Genomic DNA, 24,252 nt, shown 5'->3' on the forward strand with positions numbered 1-24,252 from the left:
GCTGCCGCTATTGCTGCAAGAGAAGCAGAATTAGCTGCCGAAGCCGAAGCTGCTGCAAAAGAAGCTGAAGCTGAAGCTGCTGCTGAAGAAGCAGAAGAAGAGGCAACTGCTGAAGTTGAAGAAACTCCTGAAGCTGAAGCACCTGCTGCTGAAGAGGAAGCTTCGGAAGAAGAAAAAGGTGCGGAATCTTAAGAAAGACAACTCATCTTATTATAGAAAACCACTTGCCTTTAGGCAGGTGGTTTTTTTGTGTTTATACACTTCGTTTAGCCTCTTGGTACAAAAATTATGTTGCAATTTTTTGGAACTTTCTACTTATAACTACCGTTTCATGTGAAAATGCCTTACTTTTGAAGTATGGAAACGATACCAAAAACCGATTGCCAAAAAGTTGGATTCTTCAGAAAGACGCATGGCGTACACGGAGAAGTAGTCCTTGAGTTTGACGAACAGTTTGAATATTCAGTGGAAGAATGCGACCGCTTTTTTGTAGAACTGGATGGTTTGCTCGTTCCTTTTTTTGTGGAGAAAGACGGTTTCCGTTTCCGTTCATCCAAATCGGCTATCGTAAAGTTCGATTGGGTAGATGACGAAAAATACGCCAAACGACTAATTGGTGCCAGTGCCTATTTATTTCATTCCGAAATTATTGATGAGCAGGAAGAAGGCGAATCGACCTTTGAAGGATTGATGTTAATTGATAGTAAACTGGGCGAAATTGGAGTAATCGATCACGTTGATGATTATTCCGGGAATATTGTTTTTACGGTTTCGTACCGGGGCGAGGAATTGTTAATTCCGTTTCACGAAGAGATGTTGGTTTCGTACAGCGAAAATGAAAGTTCGCTAACTCTTAATTTACCCGAAGGGCTGATCGACGCTTAAGTCAGGCTCAAAATCCGCAAATTTCTTTCTCCAAACTTCCGGAATGGGTTCCGAAACTCTTGCTTTCATATCAAAGCAAACCATTACCGACTTGCAAATTGCAACCGGCTCCGAACTATTTTCTTTGTATACAGCTTGCCTCATTTCAAGACTTTTTTCGCCAAGCGACGATACCGAAGTCTGCACATGAATAGTATCCTCCAAAAAGGTTGGTTGCATGTAATCCACTTTTACCGAGGCAATGATCAAGCCTTTGTGCGTCCAGCTGATGAGATCACCCAAAACGGTCCCGAAATATTTTAGGCGTGCCAAATCGAAAAATTCCTGGTATTTGGCGTTGTAAACATGGCCCATCAGGTCGATGTCGTTAAACCGAATCTGCACCGGTACAATGTGTTCCTGTTTCATGAAATGCTTTCTTTATGCATTTAAAAGTGCAATTTTTTTTGTGTCGTGTGCAACTTTATTCCGATTGTCACGTCATTAAAACGTAATAATAATATTGGTCGGATCGACCATTGGTTTTAACCGATTTTAAGCACCAATATTATTCCTGACAGTAAAGAAATTAAATTGGAAATATAAATAGTATATCATGAAAACCAGATTTTTAGTATTGAGCCTTTTGGTAATGGGCTTATTTATGGCCTCAACAGTTCAGGCAGAAGACGAAATCCGCGATGTGTCAAGTTTTTCGGAGATAAGTTTGCGAATTCCGGCAACTGTGCATCTTGAACAAGGAAGTCCACAAAGTGTACGGATTGAGGCCAAGCAGTCAACTCTTGAAGATATTATTACCGAAGTAAACGGCAGTAAACTGATTATTCGTTTTCCTGGGAAAAGTATCTTTCAGCGCAATTACAAACCCGGTAAAATAGATATTTACATTACTGTGCCGGATGTGAACGGACTTGGAGTTTCGGGCTCGGGAGATATTTTAGCCGACGAAATTAAAGCACGAATTATCGATTTGGCCGTTAGCGGCAGCGGAAATATTGAAATTGATGACCTGACATCAGACAAAGTAAAAGGAGCGATTTCCGGTTCGGGTAATATTCAAATTGAGGGCGACGGCGTTGCCAACGAACTTTCGGTTTCAATCTCAGGCTCAGGTAACTTTAAAGCCGAAGAATTCGAAGCTGAAGATGTTACTGTGAGTACATCGGGATCGGGCAATTGCACGGTTCGATCAAACGGTTCAGTAAAAGCACGAATCGCCGGATCAGGCAGTGTATATTACAAAGGCAATCCAACTGTTGATGCTTCGGTAGCCGGCTCGGGCAGGGTGAAAAATATGTAATCCAGCCGGATTTAAAATAGTTCAGGCCGTCTGATTTTCAGGTGGCCTTTTTATTTTCTGAGAATATCGATTTGTCCGCTCGGCCCCAGTTTTATAATGCTCGATGGTTTTGAAGCGGTATGATCATCCTGTCGGTATTCCACTATGTAATCAACAGCATCCTTAATCTCCTCCGAAATTTCATCGAAGAAAGCCGGCGATTTCTCACCACTTATATTTGCCGAAGTAGAAACGATTGGCCGGCGGAAACGTTGCAGCAACTGTCGCGTAAACTCTTCTTTGGTAAAGCGAATACCGATGCTCCCGTCTTCGGCAATTAAATTGGCAGCCAGATTTTTTGCGCCCGGGTAAATAACGGTTAGCGGAGTTGTACTTACCTCAACTAAATCCCACGCAACTTCCGGAACTTCATCAACATAACGATCGAGCAAAGCCGGATTTTCCATTAAAACCAGCATGCTTTTCGAGTCTTCGCGTTTTTTTATATCGTAAATGCGTTTTACTGCTTCTGCGTTGGTGGCGTCGCAGCCAATGCCCCAAATGGTGTCGGTGGGGTAAAGAATTATCCCACCGCTTTTCAAAACCTCAACTGCCTTTTTTAAATCGTCGTGCATCTATTTTATCCTATTAATTCAGCGTACAAAGAAATCAATTTTTCAACATATTTTTTTGGTTGAAATTCATTTGCTCTCACACGCCCTTTCATTATTAGTTCTTTCCGAAAATTGGTGTCATTAAGTATCTTTTCAATTTTGTTACCCAACTCTTCAATATTTTGTGGCGAACAGAGCACCGCAGCATCGCCGGCGGTTTCCGGTAAACACGAAGCGTTTGATGTAATTACCGGGCAGCCGCAAGCCATCGACTCAATTACCGGCAATCCAAAACCTTCGAATACCGAAATGTAAATGGATAATTGTGCCAGTTGATAAATGCCGGCCAAATCCTCTTCCGGAATATTTTTCAGGAAAATTACCCGGTTATGAAGTTGCTTTTCGGCAATGTATTTATGAATGTCGTTACAATACGAAGTTGGATTTCCGACCAAAACCAGTGGCATATTGATATTTTTTTCTACCAGCGCTTTTATGATCGAAAGCTGATTCTTGCGTTCCTCAACCGTTCCAACCGCCAAAATAAATTCGTTGGGCAGTTTGTATTTTTCCTTGATTAATCCGGTGTTGGCATTTTCAAAAAACAGTGGCGAGATTGCCTGGTGAAGTATTTCTATCTTTTCCGGATCAACATCTACAAAATCAATAATGTCGTCTTTGGTTTGCTGGCTGATAGCTAAAATTTTAGTAGCAGCATTGCACGCATATTTGGTTTTTCGGAAATAAATAGCGCGGTCGAGTGTTTTGTAAAACTCGGGATAACGAATAAAGATCAGGTCGTGAATCGTTACCAAAGTTGGGATGCCGGTTTTATGAATTCCCTTTGGCAGTTCGTTGCTCAATCCATGAAAAAGATCGAGGTTGTGGTCCTGGATTTCGTCGCTTAGTTGCATCGAACGCCAGATTGCTTGTTTTAATCCGGAGTGCGCATTTTCCGGTGCAACTACCTCAAACTTATCCTGTTCCTCAAGCATGGCGGCTTTAATCTCAGGAGTGAACAAAGTGTAGTCGTGATCTGGGAAATATTTCTGAAGGGCATTCAAGGTATTCCGGCTGTAGTTGCCTAGTCCGGAGGTGTTCAAAAAAGCTCGTTTTGCGTCGTATCCTATTTTCATCGTCTTCTGTTTAGTGTGCTTTTAAAAATACAAAAAAGGCCGGGTTTTGTTGCCCGGCCTCAATAATTTGTTGTATCGTTTTACTATTTCTGTACGTGTACATCCATTTGTGGGAAAGGAATATTGAGACCTTCTTTTTCGAATGTTTTGTAAACTTTCTCTTGAAGATCGAAATAAATTCCCCAATAATTGGCTGCTTCTGCCCAAACACGAACCACTAAATTTACCGAGCTGTCGGCCAGTTCGCTAACTGCAATAAACGGTTCGGCCGGATCATTTATAATTCTTTCGTCAGCTTTTATCAGCTTCATTAAAACTTCTTTGGCTTTGTCAACATCATCGCCGTATGCAATGCCAAAAGTAAAATCAACACGGCGTTTGGCTTCAGTAGAAAAGTTAGTCATTGCCCCGGTTGATAATCCGCCATTCGGAATAATAATCGTTTTATTATCAGGTGTTTTAAGTATCGTATTAAAAATCTGGATTTCGTTTACAATTCCGGCGTGTCCCTGTGCACTAATAAAATTACCCACTTTAAATGGTTTGAAAATCAGGATCATTACACCGCCTGCAAAATTCGATAGCGTGCCCGAAAAAGCCATACCAATGGCCAAACCGGCAGCACCAAGAATGGCAATGAAAGAGGTCATTTCAACACCCATCATTCCAATTACTGCAATCCACAACATGGCTTTTAAGCCAATTCCTATCAGGCTGTTCAGAAACCCCCGAAGTGAAGGATCAACTTCTTGTTTCTCAAAACGTTTGCGTACTGCACTTCTGATTAATGAGATAACCCACAAACCAATTATCAGTGTGATGATTGCCCCAATTAATTTGGGACCATAAGTCATTACTAAATCGTAAAGTTTTTCGGATAAATTGTTTACTTCTTCCATTTGTTTGGTCATTTAAATTTGATATAAGATACAAACTTTCATTCGAAAAGTTCAAATAAAAAAGGGAATCAAATTTATTGAATCCCTTTTTCGTTCATTTCTGTTTCGTCTGCCTAATTACTCGAATAAACCAATTCTCCACGTAAGTACAGGAGCGTATCGTTTACATTCGAAAAACTATTTAGCTCGTCATCATTAATCCGAATGTTAAAGACGCGCTCTAAATAGTGAATAAAAATTGTCCAATCGATGTTGTCGAAATTCAGATCCTCATAAAACGAGGCGGTCAAACAAATGTTATCTCTGGTAACACCTGTTTTGCGCAACACCCGGTAGAGGTTTCTTCGTAGCGACTTTTCTGTAACTGTTTCTGTTTCCATTGTATCTGTTTAAAATTCGAACAAATGAATTTACGGGTCAAATATATAAATTTTCAATGAGTTCGTCTTACTGAACGGCTAATAATCTGCATTATAACCCATGCTTAACAATTATATTGACATGAAAAACCGGTTGAGGTTGCAACTATTCCACAATTTCGTGTTTCAGTTTGCTGTAAATTTTAAGATTTACATAGCCGGTGTTGTGGTGTTCTCCCTGGCGTTCAGTGCCTTCGTAAACGAATCCCAGTTTCAGTGGAATTTTCTCGCTTTGTAAATTTTCTTCCGCAACTTTAATCTGTATGCGGTTCATTTTTTGTTTCTGAAAAGCAAAACGCATGAGTTTTTCAACGCAAGAAGTTATAATACCTTTTCCCTGCATTTTTTCGGCCAGCCAGTAACCGAGTTCGGTTTTGCGGTTTACCCAATCGGTATCTTTAAAACCAATCAGTCCGGCAAATTCTTCGTTGTACCAAATGGTGTAAACCAGGTCGCTTTTGTTGCCGCTGTGGGTAATGCTGGCTATAAAAGACTGTGTGTCTTCGATTTTGCTGGTGTATTGCACAAACGGAAGCCATTTTTTCAGGTATTCGCGATCGCGGTCAATCGTTTGATATACAATATCGGCCATCGACGAGTTAATCAGTTCGAGCCTGATTTTGTGGTTTACCCTAATGTGTTCCATCGCTGAGTTTATTTAAATCGAACAGAAAAACCTGCTGATCGTGGCTTTGGGTTTTTTCGCACGAAACCAAAATGCTGTCGTTGCTTAAAAAGCAAATGCCTTCGGTTTGTGCGCCGTCAATCCCTTCCAGCTTAATATGCTGACTTTTGCCTTCAAAAAAACGATCGCCCGGGAAGTCGGAAAACAGCCAGATATACGAGCGGTAATTTTCGTATCCAACCAGTGCCAGCGTTTTATTATCGGGGCTGATGTCGGCCCCGGTTACCAGGCACTTTACATTAAAAGTATCGGTGGGAGTAATTTCGTAATCGCCTTTTTTTGTGGGCACTTCGTACTGCCACGTAGTTCCGTCGCGCCAGTTTTTGCTAAAAAGGTACAGTTTGTTTTTAAAAGCTACCATCGCCTCACAATCGTACGGAGTGGTTTTATCTGCAAAAGAAAAACGGTCCTGCCGGGCATATTTAATTTTAATTTCTTTGGAGTCAACTTTTTGTTCTTCCTTGTCGGAAATGTCCTTTTTGTCTATTTTGTAAATACGCAGGTTATCGCGGTTACCCATGTTGTTTCCAAAGTCGCCAATAAAAATCTTTTTGTCGGTTTGCGTTATCGATTCCCAATCTTTGTTTTTGGCCTCTTCGAGCTCAATTTCGTATTTTATTTTGCCCGATTTATTAAAACCATACAGTTCGTTTTTGCCTCCGCTGTCGTTAAATCCCCAAAAATGATCATTGAAAATCATCAATCCCGAGTTTTCATTCAGTTTATCTGCAACTTCAGGAATATATTTTTCCGCCTGCAATTGTACAATGGTGTTGTCTTCCACCTTTTCGGGACTTGAACATGAAAAAAACACGAACATTAAAAGAAGGCAGGAGTGAATGTTTATCATCTTTTTATCTTTACGGGAATTTTATAATGTCAAAATAAGAAAATTATATAGGAATGAGGAAACGAGCAGGTAAGAATTATACACAATGGAGGAGGATTATAACTGAGTTCCATGAGTTACCATTGAAAATAAACCATAATAAACGAATGAAATTAATTGTTTTAATACTAATTGCTTTCGTAGGGGTAGGAATTTCGTGTAGCAATGCCAAACAGCCAGGCGAGAAAGACCTGGTTGTGATTTCAACCGATTTTGGCGATATAAAATTAAAATTGTACGACGATACGCCCGAACACAAACAGAATTTTCTAAAACTAATTGACGAAGGGTATTACGAAGGCTTGCTTTTTCATCGTGTAATGGAGAATTTTATGATTCAGGGCGGCGACCCCGATTCGAAAAACGCAGCAGCGGGTCAGCGTTTGGGAGGAGGAAATCCTGGTTATACCATTCCGGCAGAAATCCTTCCGCAGCATTTTCATAAAAAAGGAGCTTTGGCAGCAGCGCGTCGTGGCGGACCGTCGAATCCTGAAAAACGATCAAGCGGATCGCAGTTTTACATTGTGCAGGGCGAACTTTTTACGCCTGGAAAACTCGACACCATGGAAATGATGCTGAACAGCCGAGCTAAAAATGAATTTTTGCAGGAAAAATTTGCCGAGGCAAAACCAAAGTTAGACGAATACCGAAAAAATAACGATCAGGACGGTTTTAACATTTTTGTGTCTGAACTGCGCGCCACTGCCGATAGCGCCTGGACTGAGCAACCGAAGTTTTCGTTTACCGACGAGCAGCGCGAAGCATACACAACCGTTGGCGGTTATCCGTCGTTAGATGGAGAGTACACTGTTTTTGGCGAGGTTGTTGAGGGACTGGATGTTTTGGACAAGATCGCGGCCGTTGAAACGGATCAGTACGATCGTCCGAAAACGGATGTGAAAATGGAAATAAAACGCACAAAATAGTTTATGTTTAAAACCGGATTGTTAATTGTATTTGTTTGGTTATTAGGTGTTTCTGCTTCTGCGCAATCGCATATTGTTGAGATTTTGACGAATTATGGCGATATGCGTTTCCAGCTTTACGACGACACGCCAAAACACCAAAACGCTTTTATCGAACTGGCCAACGAAGGTTATTACGATGGCACTTTGTTTTACCGTGTAATCGAGAATTTTTTGATTCAGGGCGGTTCTAGAAGTTCGCGAAACGCGCCTCCGGGAAAACGCATCGGTTATGGCGATCCGGACAAAACGGTTGACGACGAAATTCTGAAGCACTATTTTCATAAAAAAGGATCGCTTTGTGCCCCTCGCCAGCCCGATGAAGTAAACCCGTTTAAGCAGTCGGATATTTCGCAGTTTTTTATTGTAAAAGGAAGCGTGCATACCGAGGGAGCTTTGGATACCATGGAGTTGGCCGTGAATGTTCCCATCCGGAAAAAAATTGTGGAGAAGTATATGACGCCCGAAGTTCGCGAGCAGCTGAAGCAACTGAAAGAAGAGAAAAAGGTGAAAGAATTCCGGGAATTGGCTGGCGAAATAAAAGACGACATTGAAACCGATTACAATTTGAATCCCAATACGCTTGAATTTTCTGATGCCCAGCGCGAAGCTTATACAACAGTTGGCGGTTATCCTGAGTTGGATGGAAAATACACGATTTTTGGCGAATGCATTTCGGGTTTCGATGTAATTGATAAAATTGCAGCCCTAAAAACCGACAGCAATAACCGGCCGTATAACGATGTGAAAATCAAAGTGACTGTGATTAAGTAGTGTTATGGCGAAACAAATTCTTTTCATATTACTGGCTATTGTTTTTTTAAGTTCTTGCGGAAATAAACAAAAAAAGCAGGAGACACAGCAAGAGGAAACAGCACCAAAACAAAACGCTGCTGCTGATGAAGAACAGGATATTTGGAATCAGTTGATGGGCTCGATCGCAAAAATCGATTCGTACGATGGCGATCGGATTTTGGAAACGGGGCAGGGATTTTTTGTTGGCGAAGACTTGTTGGTAACCAAATATTCGTTAGTCAATCAGGCCACCAATGTTAAGGTGCAGCCGTTCGATGAGGATAAAAAATATACCGCACGCAGTTTCGTAGCTTTCGATCGTATAAACGATCTGATCATTTTGAAAGTGGACAGCATCAGCCGCAAACCCATTGCATTACAACAAGACACTTTGCCCAATTTTGCCAAATCATTTTATGTGGCACCAAAAACCGGAAAAACCCTCCAACTTTTTACCGGGAAAGTTTTAAACCTGGCCAATATTCGGGGGACGCGTTTGTTCCGCCTTACCAACAAGATTCGGTCATCGCAGTTTGGCGCACCAATTTTTGTGTCAACCGGAAAAGTGATTGGCGTGGCTTATTCCGCAACCGTTAATTTCGAATTGCAGAGTTTTGCCATCCCTGCCGAATTTATTACCGACATGCTCCGAAAGAAAAACGAAACACCCGAACCCTTGGAGATGCTGAAAAATACATCGAACGAAAAAATTGCTGCCGAAAACCGCAAAATTAAAGGGCTTGTTCTGGAAACTGATTACGGCGATATCACGATAAAACTCTTCAACGAAACACCGGAGTACCGCGATAATTTTATCCGGCTGGCCAAAGAACATTATTTCGATAGTTTGCTAATTCACCGCGTGATTGCAGACTTCGGGATACAAAGTGGTGCTGCCGATACCCGTTATGCTGTGCCCGGTGCAAATGTGGGGTGGAAAGGTCCGGGCTACACCATTCCGGCGCATGTTGTTCCCGGTTTATATCATAAACGCGGAATGATCGGTTCGCCGCGAAAACCGGATACTGAGAATGAACGTCAACGTTCCGACGGATCGCAGTTTTACATCGTTTCAGGGCGAAAATATTTCGATAAAGGTTTGGATGAGTTGGAAGAAATCAATAATTACAAGTTTTCGGCCGAGCAGCGACAGGTCTATAAAACCATTGGTGGCGCGCCTCATCTCGATGGCAGTTACACCATTTTTGGGCAGGTAACTTCGGGAATGGATGTGGTAGATAAAATCGTTCAGGTAGAAACCGACCGGCGTTGGCGGCCAATCGAAGATATCCGGATAAAACGGGTTCGCATCTTAAAATAGCTCCGTCATTTCCATGCCATTTTGTAACCAATAAGTTTTTAATCCGGCTTTTTGAGCGGCATCAATGTTCTTTTCCAAGTCGTCGATAAACAGCGTTTCTTCCGGATTTACACCCGACAGTGCAATCACTTTTTCATACGAGCTAACTTCCGGTTTTCGATCGTGAATCTCGTGCGAGTAATAAACCGTTGTAAAAAGCGACGGGAAATCAATGCCGTGTAGCGCTTTAAATTCCTTGAGCAACCGGTCGATATGAATTTGATTGGTATTGCTAAACAAATAAAGGTTGTAATTTTTGCTGAGTTCCTGCACCTTTTTTACGCGGTGTGCCGGAATATTCAGAATCATAGCATACCACGCTTCGTCAATTTGTTCGTCAGTAAGCTCTTTGTTTTGAAGTAGTTTTCTTACGCCATTTCTAAATTCGGCAGGCGTAATTTTGCCAACTTCGAGGTTGTAGAAAATCGGGTCGGCATACGCATTTTTGTGGTCTAAAACTTCACCGTCGCTGCCAAGCTTTTGAAACGCTTTTATCGACGCATCAAAATCAAGGTTTAATAGTACGCGCCCCAAATCGAAAATGATATTTTTTATGTTCGCAAGGTCTGCCTTCATTTCTCTAAATTTATTTCACGAAAGTAAGCATTTCGGGAAAATCTTTTTTAACTTCATATTAAACTTTAGAAACTACACGAAGTTCATTATTCATGCAAATTCAGGGAAAACATTATCATACAATTTGGGTAGACGCCGACGACCCAACAATTATTCAGGTGATCGATCAGCGGAAATTGCCGTTTGTTTTCGAAACTTTTTCCATGCGTTCGGCCGACGACGCTTTTTTTGCCATTAAAGAAATGGTGGTTCGTGGAGCACCTTTAATCGGAGTAACCGCTGCTTATGGGATGTATCTGGGGCTTCTTCATCTGAAAAATGAAAATTGGGAAGAAGAATTGATACGAATGGCTGAGTATTTAAAATCGTCGCGGCCAACAGCTGTAAATCTGGCTTTTGCGGTAGATGAAATGCTGGCTTTTATTTTGGCGAATATGGATGATGCCGAGTTGAAAGAAAAGGTGCTTGAAAAAGCCGGCGAGTTAAAACAGCAGGAAATTGATTTTGGCGATAAAATAGGAGAGTACGGGCTGGAAATTATCGAGGAAATTTATCAAAAAAAGGGGAGTGCGGTGAATATTTTAACCCACTGCAATGCCGGCTGGTTGGCTTGTATTGATTGGGGAACGGCAACTGCGCCCATTTACAAATCGCATTTAAAAGGAATTCCAGTGCATGTTTGGGTTGACGAAACACGCCCGCGAAATCAGGGAGCACGATTAACAGCCTACGAACTGGGCGAACAAGGAGTGCCGCACACCGTTATTCCCGATAATGCCGGTGGCCATTTAATGCAACATCAAATGGTTGACATGGTAATTGTGGGCAGCGACCGGACAACCGTTACCGGCGATGTGGCCAACAAAATAGGCACTTATTTAAAAGCGCTGGCAGCACATGATAATAATGTGCCTTTTTATGTGGCTTTGCCATCAAGTACTTTCGACTGGGAAATGCATGACGGTGTAAAAGAAATTCCCATCGAGCAACGAGCGGCCGATGAAGTTTCGGAGATTGAAGGCTGGCACGATGAGCAGATAAAATCGGTGCGACTGATTCCTGAAAATAGTTCGGTTGCCAACTATGGTTTCGATGTAACTCCGGCACGATTAGTAACCGGATTGATATCGGAACGCGGCATTTGTAAAGCAGATAAAGAGAGTATTTTGAAATTGTATCCAGAGAAAATAAATAAATAGTGCTATGAAACGAACATGAATTTTTATTCTTCAAATTTACAGGTAAGAAGAATTAAAATTCATCGGGAGTTACATCGAATACAAATGAAGTAAACAATTTTAATGAGATGAAAAAAATTGCAATAATCGGAGGTTCCGGACTGGAAGATCCTGCCATTCTGAAAGAGGTAACTGAGGTAAGTGTTGAAACGCCTTATGGTGCGCCTTCATCGTCGTTTAAATGCGGCAAAATTGGCGGCGTGGATGTGGTCATTTTATCGAGGCATGGTCGAGATCATTCAATTCCGCCTTCGTCAGTGAATAACCGAGCTAATATTTGGGCTATAAAAGAGTTGGGCTGCACCCACATTTTAGCGACCACCGCCTGCGGAAGTCTGCGTTTGGAGATTGGCCGCGGAGAAATTGTAATGCTCGATCAGTTTATTGATTTTACCCGGTTCCGGAAAAACAGTTTTGTTGAAGAATTTAAAGACGGACAGCTAAATCACCCGGCAATGTCGGATCCGTTTAACTGGAAGCTGCGTCACGCTTTGATTGAAAATGCCGAAGCTTTGGATCTTGGATTTCATAAAAGCGGAACGGTCATAACGATTGAAGGACCGCGGTTTTCGACACGTGCCGAGTCGAATATGTTTCGTGCGTGGGGCGCCGATGTTATTAATATGTCGACCGCTCCTGAGTGTGCTCTGGCCAACGAACTAGAGATTCCATATGCAGCTGTGGCGCTAAGTACCGATTACGATTGCTGGAATGTTGATGAGGCGCCTGTTACCTGGGAAGAGGTACTGAAAGTTTTTAACGAGAACGTTAAGCATGTAATTGCGCTTTTGCAAAACACGATAGCGTCGTTGCAAAAATAGTGTAGATTGAATGGTTAAAATGCATTTTTGGCACAGCATTTGTGAATCGTAACACAACTGCTTCAATGCCATGAAACGCAGTTTTTATAACCGTTCAGTTAGTACTAAATATTTCAGCCAACTTGCTACAATTGGCTATTCAGTTTCCAGCGGCACTCTAGCGAGCGCCGCTTTTTTATTTATAAAAATCCGATCTTATAAACGTGAGTTAAAATTTGATCTTGGTGGAGGCAAGATTGATAATATCTCACTTGAAGACTATTGCCTTTTCCTGCCGGAGGCTATCATTTTTGTCTTGACACAAAAACGATACAAAAAAGTCAAGGCTTCTTTTGATCTTTACCCTCCATTTTCATAAAACCTAAATTCGGACGGGTGATCTCCTCGATCCCTCGGAGCTTCCCGCTCTCATTAAAGGTTTCATTTCAATTCCGGGCAACGACCAAAAGAGGCCGTCCACAGATGTGACGCTGCTACATCGCAGCTTGGCCTCGGCCGGTGAACCGGAAAACAAGCGGTGACGGCGTAAAAAATTACAGATGTTTGAGGAGGCACGACGAGTTTCAGGAATTTTAGCTGGCATCGCGTAGATTTTCCGAGTGAAGTGGGCGCAGCCTTGGGTTTTCTGTCTACTCTTTGGGCTAAACCAAAGAGTAGAATCCGCCTGATAGGGCTAAACTAAAATTATTTAAGTGCTGGTAACTAATTCTTAAAAAAACAAAGCCAATGTTGTTAATTACACTGGCTTTGTTATTTCTGAGATTGTATATAATTAGTTTTCTTCCACTTCTTCTACCTCCACATCAACTTTCATCTCACCATCTTTTTTCGTTTTCTTGATGATGATTTTTTTGCCATCCTTTTCAATTACCTGCGTGTCTTCATCGCTTTCTTCAACGGTCCATGTTTTGCCATCTTCCAAAATTTCAACGCGGCCTTCATCGTCGGCAATTACTTTAATTCTTTTGGTCATATTCGGCATTCCTTCATGAATGATCATTGGCGCTGCGCCACTGTTGTGCATTATAATTTCTTCGTGCACCTCAACATCCTCTTCACTTGGTTTTTCACGAACGATTACGATCTTCTCTTTTCCGTTTTTCAGTTCTTTTTTCTCGAACGAAATAATGCCCGGATCACTTAAGTCGATCACATTTCCGCTTTTTTGTTTGTCTATGCGAATAACTTTCGGACTGGCTGATCCCGGCGCACCAAAAAACATATCGTTGCCATTTTTGCTGTGCCACTGCATCACATCAGACGACACATCATCTGAAATAACTTTCATCATTATGTGCTTTGCCGAGTCGCCATCGTCGGTTTTAAATTCGTAGATCATTGGCTTTGAGGCTCCGTCTCCTTTCAGGATAAATACATTCCCGTTTTCATCTGCTTCCATGTCAAAATCAAAGTCCATATCAAAATCGAAATCCCCTTCCGAAATCCAACTCAACTCTTTGCTCCCGCCAATTGTGTCGCCATTCCACACAAAAACCTGGTCGGCACCAATAACAGTATCAATTTCCATTTTCTTGCCGTCGTCGCCAATCTTCACCATTTTAATATGCTTCTTCTCCTTTTTTGTTTTTGGAGGATCCTGCGGTGCTTCGTTAATCGAAATGGCAGATGTGAAAAATAAGGCAAGGGCTAAAATTCCTGTAAGTGATAGTACTTGTTTCATGTCGTTAATTTATTAAAATTTATTTTGTTTTTCGTTTGAATCTGTTCGCTGAAATCGATTTCTGATTCCCGAAACAAATATACGCTGAAGCTTGTCAGACAGTCCGTTAAAGGCCGGTTAAAATCTGTTAAGGAAAAGTTAAAATCTACAATTGGCGGGTGTAAATGCCTATATTTGAAGCATGAACAAGAAGCTTTTTACCGGATTGATCATTTTGATGGGTATCTCCATTTTGGGGATCATTGCCGTTCAGCTCGTATGGATGAACAACGCGATCCGGGTAAAAAATGAGATGTTCGAACGTGGCGTAAATCAGGCGATGCAGCAAACCGTAAGTCGTTTGGAAGATCTGCACAACCTTGGCGTGGTAAACGAAATGGTGTTTGCCGGTGATTCGGCCGACTTGCTTCAGGATTTTGACTTCGATGTTGAATTTGATACCGACTCAGATAATGAGTTGACTTGGAATGTTTCGCCCGGTAAAACTCGTGTTTTCCGGCAGCGGACAGACTCTACACGACCGGTAAGAATCATTCGCGAATTTGCACCCGATAATGATGAGGCCCGCATTGAAATTCATATCGACAATGATTCCGATAGTCGGAAAGTACAATCGTACACCTACAACTTAAGTACTTCAACAACGGGGCAAAACCATGTGGTAATTGCCGGCGATAGTCCGGAGCAGGGGAGTGTTGTATTTGTAAAAAGCGACACGATTATCAGAAGTGCCGACTCGCTTTATACCATTAGTACGGTTAAGATCGATTCGCTGCTTACCGATCTGGATACTTTTCAGATTCTGGCTCCCGATATCTCAAAACGTGTGAAATTGAAAGCTACCAGCCTGAAACGAATGGCGAATAAAGTTGTTACAGAAGTTGCTACGTGGGACGTGCGTCAGTTGGATGAAAAGCTGATTTACGAGGTACTTAAAAAAGAGCTTGACGAGAACAATATCCCACTCGATTTTGAATATGGTATTTTTCGTGGCGACGAGTTGAGTTTTCCAAAGCCGGTAACTGATTCGCTGGAAGTGGTTAACACCGTTTTTCAGGCGCAGCTTTATCCCAACGATATTTTCCAGAAAGACATAAAACTTGCTGTTGTATTTCCGGAGCGCGACAGTTTTATTTATCGCTCGCTAAACTGGTTGCTGATCGCATCATTTTTATTCTCACTGATTATTTTAATGACTTTTGCCCTCAGTATCTTTTACATTATTCGGCAAAAGAAAATCTCGGAGATGAAATCGGATTTCATCAATAACATGACGCACGAGTTTAAAACGCCGATTGCAACCATTTCGGTGGCAACAGATTCGATTACCAATCAGAAAGTGCTGGGCGATCCGGAGCGGATAAAATATTTCGCGGGTATGATAAAAAAGGAAAACACCCGCATGAACCGACAGGTAGAGGATATTCTCACTATTGCACGTCTCGATAAAAAAGATTTTGAGTTTCATTGGGAAACCATCGATGTGCACGACCTGATCAGCGATGCTGTTCAGGGAATTAGATTGCAGGTTGAAAAACGCGGCGGTAAGATTGAGCTGGATTTGAAAGCCATTAATTCAATGGTGACCACCGACCGGATTCATTGTACGAATGTGGTTTATAATCTGATCGACAATGCCAATAAATATTCAGGTGATGCGCCTGAGATTACCGTATCAACAATCAATCAACAAAAGGGTGTGGTGGTTTCGGTGGCCGATAAAGGAATTGGTATGAACAAGGCGGTCCAGGCAAAAATATTCGAACGTTTTTACCGCCAAACCAGTGGTAATATCCACAACGTTAAAGGTTTTGGGCTGGGATTGAGTTACGTAAAAGCCGTGTTGGAAGCAAATCGTGGAAGCATTTCCGTGAGTAGCGAACCGGGCAAGGGAAGCAAATTTGATGTATTTTTACCTTTTGTGAGGGAATAACGGCAACAGTTTTTTGCAAGGGAGTAACAAATAATAACGATCCCTCCTGACCTTCCGCCAGTTGGCGGAGAGGGATTTCCCCCTTCGGAGGATTAAGGGGGTGAGAATGGGAACAAATAAATGAGCAAGGCACAACACATATTTCTAGTAGAAGACGACCTGAGTTTTGGGGCGGTGTTAAAATCGTACCTCGAATTGAACGACTTTGAAGTTACATGGGTTGACGATGGGAAATATGCGGTGGATAAATTCAAAGCCGGGTCATTTCAAATTTGTATTTTGGATGTGATGTTGCCCAATGTTGATGGCTTTACAATTGGCGCCGGAATACGTGAATTGGATAAGGAAATCCCGATGGTTTTTCTTACCGCAAAAACCTTAAAAGAGGATATTCTGAAAGGCTACAACGTGGGCGCCGACGATTATATTACCAAACCTTTTGATACCGAAGTTTTGCTGTGTAAAATTCAAGCTATCATTAAACGGCAGTCAACGCAGCCTATAACTGATGAATTTCTGTTTTCCATCGGTTCGTATGAATTTGATTCAAAGTTGCGTTCCATCTCCCGCGACGGCGAAAAACAAAAGCTCTCGCCAAAAGAAGCCGATTTGCTGAAACTGCTTTGCCAAAATAAAAACGAACTGCTTTCGCGCGAAACAGCACTACGCAAAATCTGGGGGGAAGATGGTTATTTTACCGCTCGCAGTATGGACGTTTTTATTACCAAACTTCGCAAGTATTTGAAAGACGACCCGAACATCGAGATCAAGAATATTCATGGCAGTGGATTCCTGTTGGAAGTAAATTCCTGATAGAATGCAGACGACGTTGATCTAAAATGATTAGCGCAGATCGGTCGATTAAAATCTCAAAATAGCTGTTTTTTCAGAATTCCTCTTTCTATCTTTAGGACTCAAATTCAAAAATATGAGTCAAAGAAAAACTGCTGTTGTAACAGGAGCAGGAAAAGGAATTGGGAAAGCTATTGTCACAGGGTTATCGAAGTTGGGCTATCAAACGATTTTGGTGGGCCGAAACCAGCAAAATCTTGAGCGGGTAGCACAAGAGATTGGAAGCAATTCAAAAGTTTTGCAGCTTGATATCACCGATAAGTCAGCTGTTAAAGAAGCCATTGCAAAAATCGTTGCAGAAAACGAAAGCATCGATATTTTGGTGAATAATGCGGGGATTCATTTTAGTGGATCGGTAGATATTGCAGAAGATGAATTTGAGAAAATGCTGGAAACGAATCTAACAGCTCAGTACAGCGTTTTAAAAGAAGTTGTTCCGGTAATGAAAGTGCAAAAATCTGGTCATATTTTCAATGTGGCATCGCGTTCGGGGAAAGTTGGTTTTTCCGGCGGCGGAGCTTACAGTGCTTCGAAATTTGGCTTGGTTGGTTTGAGTGAATCGCTTTACCGTGAGTTGAATCCGTTGGGAATAAAAGTGACCGCTTTGTGCCCCGGCTGGGTAAACACCGAAATGGCATTTGATGCCGGAACACCGTTGGAAAGTGAGCAAATGATTCAGCCCGACGACCTGTTTAAAACCATCGAATGGTTGCTGCAACTTTCTCCCGCAGCATGTGTAAAAGAAGTAATTTTAGAGTCACCAAACAGTATAAGTTAAAATCTATGCCCACATTGAAAGATCAACCACAACTCGCCGATTTTCAAAACTATGTTACCGAATTGGAACAAGACCGAGGATTTGCCTCGCAAACTACAATCGACAAATGCCTGTTGCTGGGCGAAGAGGTAGGCGAACTGTTTAAAGCCGTCCGAAAATCAGAAGGATTACTCATAGATTCAAATTCCGACTTCTCCGAGATTGCTGATGAGCTGGCAGACATTTTTATATACCTGTGTGCCATTGCCAACCGAAAAGGAATTGATTTGGAAGAGGCCTTTCGCAGCAAAGAGGAAAAGAATAAACAGCGAAAATGGGTTCGCGTTTGAATCCGTAATATAAAATCAGGGGCAGTTGTTTTGCATACAAACGGGTTGCCCGGTAGCTTCCAAAACACTTCCCCACAAGTTCCCTTCGAGGTTCACTTTTTTGCGCTCTTTAGTTGCCAGCGGAATCGGTAGCACTGTAAAAGCTCCCTGCCAGTAACCGACTACAAAATCAGTTCTTCCGGCCATGGCAGCATGCACCGCATTTTGTGCCAGCTGAAAACAAAATTTACTGTCGTTTGCGTTGGCCGGTGTGCTGCGTAAAATATAACTTGGGTCAATGTATTTTAATGAAAAAGGGATGTCGGAAGCTTTTAATTCCTCTCCGATTTTATCACGAATGTATAAACCGATATCTTCGTAAACTTTATTCTCAACTGTGTTTTTGTTCTCCTTACCGAAAAAGAACTGGCCGGCACCTTCGGCAACTACAATAACCGCGTGTTGCTTTTCCTCAAGTCTTTTTTTCAGCACAGTGAGAAAGCCTTTTTCGCCATCCAGGTCGAAATCCATTTCCGGGATAAGTACAAAATTTACATCCGGACAAGCCAGTGCAGCGTTCGCAGCAATAAATCCTGAATCGCGCCCCATAAGTTTTATAACCGCAATGCCGTTGTACACGCCTTTTGCTTCGTAGTGGGCATTCTGAATTACAGTCATTGCAATGGAAAAAGCGGTTTCGAAACCAAACGAACGCTCGATCATGTTAATGTCGTTGTCGATTGTTTTTGGAATTCCGGCGATCGAAATCTTCAGATTCCGTTTCTTAATCTCTTCGGCAATCGCATGTGCTCCACGCTGTGTACCATCGCCACCAATGGTAAAAAGTATATTAATATTCAGGCGCTCGAGCGTGTCAACAATTGTTTCAACCGGTTGTACTCCGCGCGACGAACCTAACATTGTGCCACCTGCTTTATGAATGTCGTCAACCACATCCGGATCAAGCTCGATGTAAGGAAAATTGTATTCGGGAATAAAACCGGAGTAGCCGTATTTTATTCCGTAAATTTTCTTAACCCCGTATCGTTCCCACAGGTTATTTACAATACCACGGATTACATTATTCAGTCCGGGACACAAACCACCACAGGTAACAATTGCAACGCGTGTTTTGGCCGGCTCGAAATAAAGGTGTTCCCTTGGGCCGGCGCGCTCAAACGAAAGCGGTTCTTCGCCTTTTGCCAATTGTTCTTTTACTTTCGATACTGTGTTGTAGTAAAGGATGCGATCATCATCACGAATAAAATCGAAAATCCCGTCTCCTTCAACTGTTGAGAGGTTCAGCGGTGATTTAACGGTGCATTTTCCTAATCTGCTAACATAAAATTCTTCAGCCATACCCATGTTTTTGTGGTTGCCATTAAAACTTTTCAAATTTAACCATAATGGTTCAATAATGCTTGCTGTAGCAGAACAGATTTGTTAAGTATGGAATAGAATTGAAAAAGAAGTTGGAGGATAAAGACAAGAGGTTATCCAAAAGGTCCCTGTTACGTCATCCCGAACTTGATTCAGGATCTTCAACCTGTTGATAATCAGTTTTAACAGATTCTGAAATGAATTCAGAATGACGTTCTTAACTACTTTTTAGATAGCCTCTTGTTTTTGTTTATTCGTATTCCTGTACAATTACGCCGGTTAAGCGTAACAGGGATGTTTGTGCGTTGATAAAATTATAAATCGCTTCCAGTTTTCCTTGCGAAGCGCGCAGGTAAATTTCCTGTACATCGCGGAAGTTAAAGGAGTTAATGGCACCCGCTTCAAACTTGTCGCGCGAAATTTGCAGGTTAAGTTGTGCCGCTGCCAGGTTTTCGTCGGCAATCGTTAGCAACTCTTTTCGTACCTGGTAAAACTCGAACAGGTTGGCCAAACTATTGTCCAGATCGTGTTGCATATCGGTCAACTGAATTTCAGCAATGTCGCTGTCAATCTCAGCAATTTGTAATGCACGTTTACGGTTTCCTCCGCTAAACAAATTCCAGCTAAGCGTGAGGTTTCCGTAGAAGTTGGCTGAGTTAGCCCAGTCCATATCCATGTCGCCAATTTTCGTTCCGGCGCGTGATCCGGTTACTCCGCCGGTAAATCCTAAGGATGGTGAAAACGAACTTTTTGCCGATGCAATGGCATTGTCGAGCAGGCGCTGATTGATGTACTGATTTTGCAAACTTTTGTTGTTCTCAACCATTTGTCCTCTTAAATCAGCCAGTGCGTAATCCTCAGTTATTGCTTCAAATTTCTCGGTATATTCATAGTCAATGGCTTCTTTTTCTGCCATTAAATAAGCCAGGTTGCGTTTCGAGTTCTTGTAAGCTACTTCCTGCAAAAGATAACTTGCCCGGTCGGCCAAATAGGCATTTTGCGCCTGCAAAACATCGTAAGTTACTGCCGATCCGTATTCTTTTTGTTGCTCAGTTCTTGCGTAACGATCTTGCGAAAGTGCCATTACCTCGTTGTAAGTTGCCAGAATTTCTTTCTGCAGCAAAACATCGTAATAGGCAAGAATCACTGATTGAATAGTACCTTCAACCATAACCGCCGTATTGTTTTTCGAAAGGTTCTCCAACTCCTCTAAACGGGTTTTGGTAATGCTCACCGAAAAACCATCAAAAATTGTCCAGTTTACCGATGCACCGCCCGATAATCCAATTGAGGTGGTGTTGTCGCCATCAACCACGCGAACCGAGTTATTATCGCCCAGCGAAAGATTAATGTACGGATAGCGGCCGGCCGTTCCCCAGTTGTTGTCAATCTCAGCAACGCGCTGGTTTTGTTTTGCAATAACAATGTCGTAGTTATTTTCCAGCGCTTTGGTAATGGCGTCGGTAAGTGTAAGCGGCTGCTGGGCCTGCGCAAACAAGCCCGTAGCCATTATCAATAATAGTGTTACTATCTTATTCATTGGTGTCCTCCTCCTCATCTTCTTCGTGATAAATGCTGTTATCGATTTTACGTTGTGCATTTTGCCATGCAATTTCCACGTGCTCGCGTTCAAATGTTTTGCCGTGCCAGGTTTCGCGAACAAATTTCCTGATATCGTTCAATACCAAAATAAGTGCCGGGAAGAACAGCAGGATAAACATAGTACCGAAAGCTACTCCGTAAACCAGCGAAATGGCCATTGGAATTAGGAACTGCGCCTGGAAGCTCTTTTCAAGAATAAGCGGATACAGACCAAAAGCAGTGGTGAGTGTTGTTAAAATAATCGGACGAAGTCGTGATTTACCGGCCTCAACAATGGCGTCTTTTACTTTTAGTCCTTCCTCGATTAGCAGGTTGTATTTGGCAAGCAGCACCACCGCGTCGTTAACAATTACACCGGTAAGTGCCACAATTCCCCACAAACTTAAAATCGAAAGCGGTTTGCCGTGAATACCGTGTCCCCAAACAGCTCCCAGTATCGAGATTGGGATCATAATAATAATGATCATTGGTTGCTCGAACGAACGGAAACTGATCATCAGAATAAAGATAATTGCAAGGAAAGCCATTGGGAAAAGGAACGCCAGGTCGCTCATATTTCGTTCACTTTCGCGCTGTTGTCCCTGGAAAATTACACTAATTCCCGGGTAAAGCATTTCAAGTTCGGGAATTACTTCGGCTTTAATCAAATCCAGTGTTTCAGTAACCGAAGCATCCGGATCAACCATATCGGCATTTACCCTGATTTCGCGTTTTCCGTTAAAACGGTTAATGTTTACCGGGCCACGTTTCATATCGTAATCAACCAGTTCCATTAAGGGGTAATCACCTTGCGGTGTTTTAACCTTCATTTTTTCCAGCTGACCGATTCGCTCGCGTCCTTCGGCCGGGTAACGTACCCAAATACGAAGTTCGTCGCGACCAACCTGCAGGCGTTGTGCCTGTCCGCCGTAAAATGCTTGACGTACCTGTCCGGCAATGTAAGTTTCGTTTAAGCCGAGCATGTAAGCTTTTGGTTTTAGCTCCAAAAGAATTTCCTGTTTACCCAAGGCATTTGTATTCACCACGTCTTTTAGCTGCGGATACAGTAACAGCCTGTCCATAAGGTAATCGCGTGCCGCTTCCAACTCTTCGGTATTTCTCGACATCAAGCCGATAGAAACCGGATCGCCAAAACGGTTACTGGCGCCAATGGTGAATTTTTCAGCTTCGGGAACTTTACCAATTTTTTGGTTCAGAAGGCGGATAATTTCAAACGAACTGATGCCTGTTTCTTCCGAATTCCGCGGCGATACATCGATGTTTCCGCAGTGTGCACCACTTTCGTCGCGGCTAAATGCCGAACCTAGATTGATAATGCTGTTTTCAATAATCGGCAGCGTGTCGTTGTATTCGGCCATCAACTCTTCGTTTACTACCCAAACAATGCTATCGAAACGCTCCAGATATTCCATGGTTTGGCGTTCGCCGGAACCTGGCGTAAAAGCAATGTTAATGTTGAACGAGTCGAACTCCATTCGTGGGAAGAAAGTTGTTTTAATCAGCTGTCCGCCAATTAATCCGAGCGTAATTACAATCATTGCCACCGGAATTCCCATAACAATGTAACGCCACTCCAAAACCAGTTTTATCACCCGGTCGTAGGCATAATCGCGCAACCAGGTAAAAAAGCGTTCGGTATATTTTCGTAGTCCTTTTGCCTTGCGGTGTAAGGTTTTGCGGTTTAATACTTTTTCGTTTCCGAGGTGAGCCGGAAGAACAAGGAATGCCTCAACTAAGGAGATGAGCAAACTGGCAATCACAATTATTGCCATTTCGTACATCATTTCCATGCGGCCGGTAATAAAAATAAGCGGAGAGAAAGCCATAACCGTAGTTAAAACCGACGATGTTACGGCCGGGATAACTTCCACAGTTCCGTCAACGGCAGCGCGCATCGGGCTTTTTCCACGTTCGAAATGCTGGAAGATATTTTCCCCGATCACAATTCCATCGTCAACCAGGATACCGATAACCAGGATCATTCCGAAAAGCGACATCATATTAATAGTGACTCCCATTAAGTTGGCCACAATAAACATTCCAAGGAACGAAGCCGGAATACCCCAGGCCACCCATAACGAAAGGCGGGTGCTGAGCATGATACCAAGAATCAGGACTACCAGGATCAATCCCATTCCACCGTTGCTGTATAACAGGTCGAGGCGCGACTTTAACAAATCGAGATACGAACGGGAATAAATCAGTTTTACGCCGTGTGTTTCCGAGTTGAATTCGGCAACGTAATTTTTTACATATTGGTCAATCTCGTCAAGGTCTTCCGTAATCAGTTTCATTACATTAATGTTGATCAGCGGATTTCCTCTTTCCAGTGCTTTGTTGGGCACATCCGAGAATTTCATTTTTACCGTGGCAATATCGTTTATGCGAAGCACGCTTCCATCGGGATTGGCGCGCAAAATAATGTTACCAATTTTGTTCGGATCAGCACTTCTTGAGCGCAAACGAATCAGCAGCTCTTCTTCTTTCGATCGCAGCTGTCCGCCCGAAACATCGCGGTTGTTGTTGGTAATGGCATTTTGTAAATCGTTGAAAGTTAATCCGTAGCGCAGCAAATCTTCTTCCTGGGCTTCAACAGAAATTTCGAGACTTGGGAAACCAGAAATGGTCACCTGGCTCATAATTCCCGATCCCAGAAAATCTTCTTCTACCTGCTGAGCGTACGATTTTAGTGTCATTAAATCAACGTCGCCGGTAACCAGCAAACGTGCGGCCGGCGATGTAGTTCTTGTTTTCGCAACAATTGGTCGTTCGGCTGCTGTTGGCAAGGCCGAAATTCCATCAACGGCGTTTTTTACTTCAATAAGTGCTTCATCAATATCGTATCCGGGCTGGATTTCAATACGTATGCTGGCGCTGTTTTCGGCCGATACCGAATTGATCTCGTAAATACCGGGAATGGCTCTCACTGCTTCCTCAACGCGCGAGGTAACCCCTTCTTCCATTTCAACCGGCGATGCTCCGGGATAAGCCACACGAACGGTGATCATATGCGATTCGCGCTCGGGGAAGAAAGATTTCTTCATCGAAAGAAAACTTATGCTACCCACCACGATGAGGAAAAGCAGGATCAGATTCGCGTAAAACGGAAATTTTACAAATAGTTCAACTATCTTCTTCATTGATCTGTCTCCTTTTT

Annotated in this window: 25 protein-coding genes; 13 read left to right on the forward strand and 12 right to left on the reverse strand. The window is 42.6% G+C overall.

The genetic code is table 11. The features are described 5' to 3' along the window. A partial coding sequence (locus tag QZ576_RS18080) for a hypothetical protein (RefSeq protein ID WP_297099632.1) occupies positions 1-192 on the forward strand: 192 nt, incomplete at its 5' end. Between the two features lie 165 nt (positions 193-357). Continuing rightward, complete coding sequence (locus tag QZ576_RS18085) at positions 358-885, forward strand: hypothetical protein (RefSeq protein WP_297099634.1); 528 nt, start codon at positions 358-360, stop codon at positions 883-885. On the opposite strand, the gene QZ576_RS18090 is transcribed toward QZ576_RS18085, so the two are convergent. Continuing rightward, a complete protein-coding gene (locus QZ576_RS18090) occupies positions 859-1,293 on the reverse strand; it encodes a thioesterase family protein (RefSeq protein WP_297099636.1) in 435 nt (144 codons plus the stop codon). The genes QZ576_RS18085 and QZ576_RS18090 overlap by 27 nt on opposite strands. Positions 1,294-1,480: 187 nt before the next feature. On the opposite strand from QZ576_RS18090, the gene QZ576_RS18095 reads away from it, so the two are divergent. Next, positions 1,481-2,185 (forward strand): head GIN domain-containing protein, encoded by a 705-nt coding sequence (locus QZ576_RS18095; protein ID WP_297099638.1) that lies wholly within the window; start codon positions 1,481-1,483, stop codon positions 2,183-2,185. Between the two features lie 50 nt (positions 2,186-2,235). Here the strand turns inward: QZ576_RS18095 and QZ576_RS18100 are convergent, their stop codons facing one another. The 6 genes from QZ576_RS18100 to QZ576_RS18125 form a co-directional block, all read right to left on the reverse strand. After that, positions 2,236-2,799, reverse strand: coding sequence for an L-threonylcarbamoyladenylate synthase (locus QZ576_RS18100; RefSeq protein ID WP_297099640.1), 564 nt, complete (start codon positions 2,797-2,799; stop codon positions 2,236-2,238). A 5-nt stretch (positions 2,800-2,804) separates the two neighbouring features. After that, positions 2,805-3,914: a glycosyltransferase family 1 protein gene (locus tag QZ576_RS18105; protein ID WP_297099642.1), complete on the reverse strand. Its 1,110-nt coding sequence runs from the start codon at positions 3,912-3,914 to the stop codon at positions 2,805-2,807. A gap of 83 nt (positions 3,915-3,997) precedes the next feature. Then, positions 3,998-4,813, reverse strand: coding sequence for a mechanosensitive ion channel domain-containing protein (locus tag QZ576_RS18110; protein ID WP_297099644.1), 816 nt, complete (start codon positions 4,811-4,813; stop codon positions 3,998-4,000). A gap of 113 nt (positions 4,814-4,926) precedes the next feature. Beyond that, positions 4,927-5,193 (reverse strand): acyl carrier protein, encoded by a 267-nt coding sequence (locus QZ576_RS18115; RefSeq protein ID WP_297099646.1) that lies wholly within the window; start codon positions 5,191-5,193, stop codon positions 4,927-4,929. 145 nt (positions 5,194-5,338) lie between these two features. Then, complete coding sequence (locus QZ576_RS18120; protein ID WP_297099648.1) at positions 5,339-5,878, reverse strand: GNAT family N-acetyltransferase; 540 nt, start codon at positions 5,876-5,878, stop codon at positions 5,339-5,341. Then, positions 5,865-6,767, reverse strand: a complete 903-nt coding sequence (locus QZ576_RS18125; protein WP_297099650.1) for a hypothetical protein — start codon at positions 6,765-6,767, stop codon at positions 5,865-5,867. Before QZ576_RS18125 ends, QZ576_RS18120 begins: the two co-directional genes overlap by 14 nt. A 146-nt stretch (positions 6,768-6,913) precedes the next feature. On the opposite strand from QZ576_RS18125, the gene QZ576_RS18130 reads away from it, so the two are divergent. Genes QZ576_RS18130 through QZ576_RS18140 form a run of 3 tightly spaced genes read left to right on the forward strand, consistent with a single transcriptional unit; the run spans position 6,914 to position 9,887 of the window. Beyond that, the gene (locus QZ576_RS18130) at positions 6,914-7,732 is read left to right on the forward strand and encodes a peptidylprolyl isomerase (protein ID WP_297099652.1); all 819 of its coding nucleotides are present in this window, start codon (positions 6,914-6,916) and stop codon (positions 7,730-7,732) included. A 3-nt stretch (positions 7,733-7,735) separates the two neighbouring features. After that, on the forward strand, positions 7,736-8,545 hold the full coding sequence (locus tag QZ576_RS18135) for a peptidylprolyl isomerase (RefSeq protein ID WP_297099654.1): 810 nt from the start codon (positions 7,736-7,738) through the stop codon (positions 8,543-8,545). Between the two features lie 4 nt (positions 8,546-8,549). Beyond that, positions 8,550-9,887, forward strand: a complete 1,338-nt coding sequence (locus tag QZ576_RS18140; protein ID WP_297099656.1) for a peptidylprolyl isomerase — start codon at positions 8,550-8,552, stop codon at positions 9,885-9,887. Here QZ576_RS18140 and QZ576_RS18145 read toward each other — a convergent pair. Continuing rightward, positions 9,879-10,502 (reverse strand): HAD family phosphatase, encoded by a 624-nt coding sequence (locus tag QZ576_RS18145; RefSeq protein WP_297099657.1) that lies wholly within the window; start codon positions 10,500-10,502, stop codon positions 9,879-9,881. The genes QZ576_RS18140 and QZ576_RS18145 overlap by 9 nt on opposite strands. Positions 10,503-10,594: 92 nt before the next feature. On the opposite strand from QZ576_RS18145, the gene mtnA reads away from it, so the two are divergent. The 3 genes from mtnA to QZ576_RS18160 all read left to right on the forward strand — a co-directional run bounded on the left by mtnA (position 10,595) and on the right by QZ576_RS18160 (position 12,919). Beyond that, positions 10,595-11,701: an S-methyl-5-thioribose-1-phosphate isomerase gene (gene mtnA, locus QZ576_RS18150; protein WP_297099659.1), complete on the forward strand. Its 1,107-nt coding sequence runs from the start codon at positions 10,595-10,597 to the stop codon at positions 11,699-11,701. A gap of 107 nt (positions 11,702-11,808) precedes the next feature. Then, complete coding sequence (gene mtnP, locus QZ576_RS18155; RefSeq protein WP_297099661.1) at positions 11,809-12,561, forward strand: S-methyl-5'-thioadenosine phosphorylase; 753 nt, start codon at positions 11,809-11,811, stop codon at positions 12,559-12,561. A 70-nt stretch (positions 12,562-12,631) separates the two neighbouring features. Continuing rightward, a complete protein-coding gene (locus tag QZ576_RS18160) occupies positions 12,632-12,919 on the forward strand; it encodes a hypothetical protein (protein ID WP_297099663.1) in 288 nt (95 codons plus the stop codon). 414 nt (positions 12,920-13,333) lie between these two features. Here QZ576_RS18160 and QZ576_RS18165 read toward each other — a convergent pair whose 3' ends face one another. Next, a complete protein-coding gene (locus QZ576_RS18165; RefSeq protein ID WP_297099665.1) occupies positions 13,334-14,242 on the reverse strand; it encodes a hypothetical protein in 909 nt (302 codons plus the stop codon). A gap of 181 nt (positions 14,243-14,423) precedes the next feature. Here QZ576_RS18165 and QZ576_RS18170 point away from each other — a divergent pair, with 181 nt between their 5' ends. The 4 genes from QZ576_RS18170 (at position 14,424) to QZ576_RS18185 (ending at position 18,134) form a co-directional block, all read left to right on the forward strand. Then, positions 14,424-16,175 carry a sensor histidine kinase KdpD gene (locus QZ576_RS18170; protein ID WP_297099667.1) on the forward strand — a complete coding sequence of 584 codons (1,752 nt, stop codon included), beginning with the start codon at positions 14,424-14,426 and terminating at the stop codon, positions 16,173-16,175. 120 nt (positions 16,176-16,295) lie between these two features. Continuing rightward, a complete protein-coding gene (locus tag QZ576_RS18175) occupies positions 16,296-16,988 on the forward strand; it encodes a response regulator transcription factor (RefSeq protein ID WP_297099669.1) in 693 nt (230 codons plus the stop codon). Between the two features lie 115 nt (positions 16,989-17,103). Continuing rightward, positions 17,104-17,805: an SDR family oxidoreductase gene (locus QZ576_RS18180; RefSeq protein ID WP_297099671.1), complete on the forward strand. Its 702-nt coding sequence runs from the start codon at positions 17,104-17,106 to the stop codon at positions 17,803-17,805. Between the two features lie 5 nt (positions 17,806-17,810). Continuing rightward, positions 17,811-18,134, forward strand: coding sequence for a MazG nucleotide pyrophosphohydrolase domain-containing protein (locus QZ576_RS18185; RefSeq protein WP_297099673.1), 324 nt, complete (start codon positions 17,811-17,813; stop codon positions 18,132-18,134). A 15-nt stretch (positions 18,135-18,149) separates the two neighbouring features. Here QZ576_RS18185 and QZ576_RS18190 read toward each other — a convergent pair whose 3' ends face one another. The 3 genes from QZ576_RS18190 to QZ576_RS18200 form a co-directional block, all read right to left on the reverse strand. Continuing rightward, positions 18,150-19,472 (reverse strand): ATP-dependent 6-phosphofructokinase, encoded by a 1,323-nt coding sequence (locus QZ576_RS18190; RefSeq protein WP_297099675.1) that lies wholly within the window; start codon positions 19,470-19,472, stop codon positions 18,150-18,152. 271 nt (positions 19,473-19,743) lie between these two features. Then, a complete protein-coding gene (locus tag QZ576_RS18195; protein ID WP_297099678.1) occupies positions 19,744-21,033 on the reverse strand; it encodes a TolC family protein in 1,290 nt (429 codons plus the stop codon). Beyond that, positions 21,026-24,235: an efflux RND transporter permease subunit gene (locus QZ576_RS18200; protein WP_297099680.1), complete on the reverse strand. Its 3,210-nt coding sequence runs from the start codon at positions 24,233-24,235 to the stop codon at positions 21,026-21,028. The genes QZ576_RS18195 and QZ576_RS18200 overlap by 8 nt, the downstream gene beginning before the upstream one ends. Positions 24,236-24,252: the final 17 nt, after the last annotated feature.

The organism is uncultured Draconibacterium sp. (assembly GCF_913060805.1).
In the GTDB taxonomy this organism is placed as follows: domain Bacteria; phylum Bacteroidota; class Bacteroidia; order Bacteroidales; family Prolixibacteraceae; genus Draconibacterium.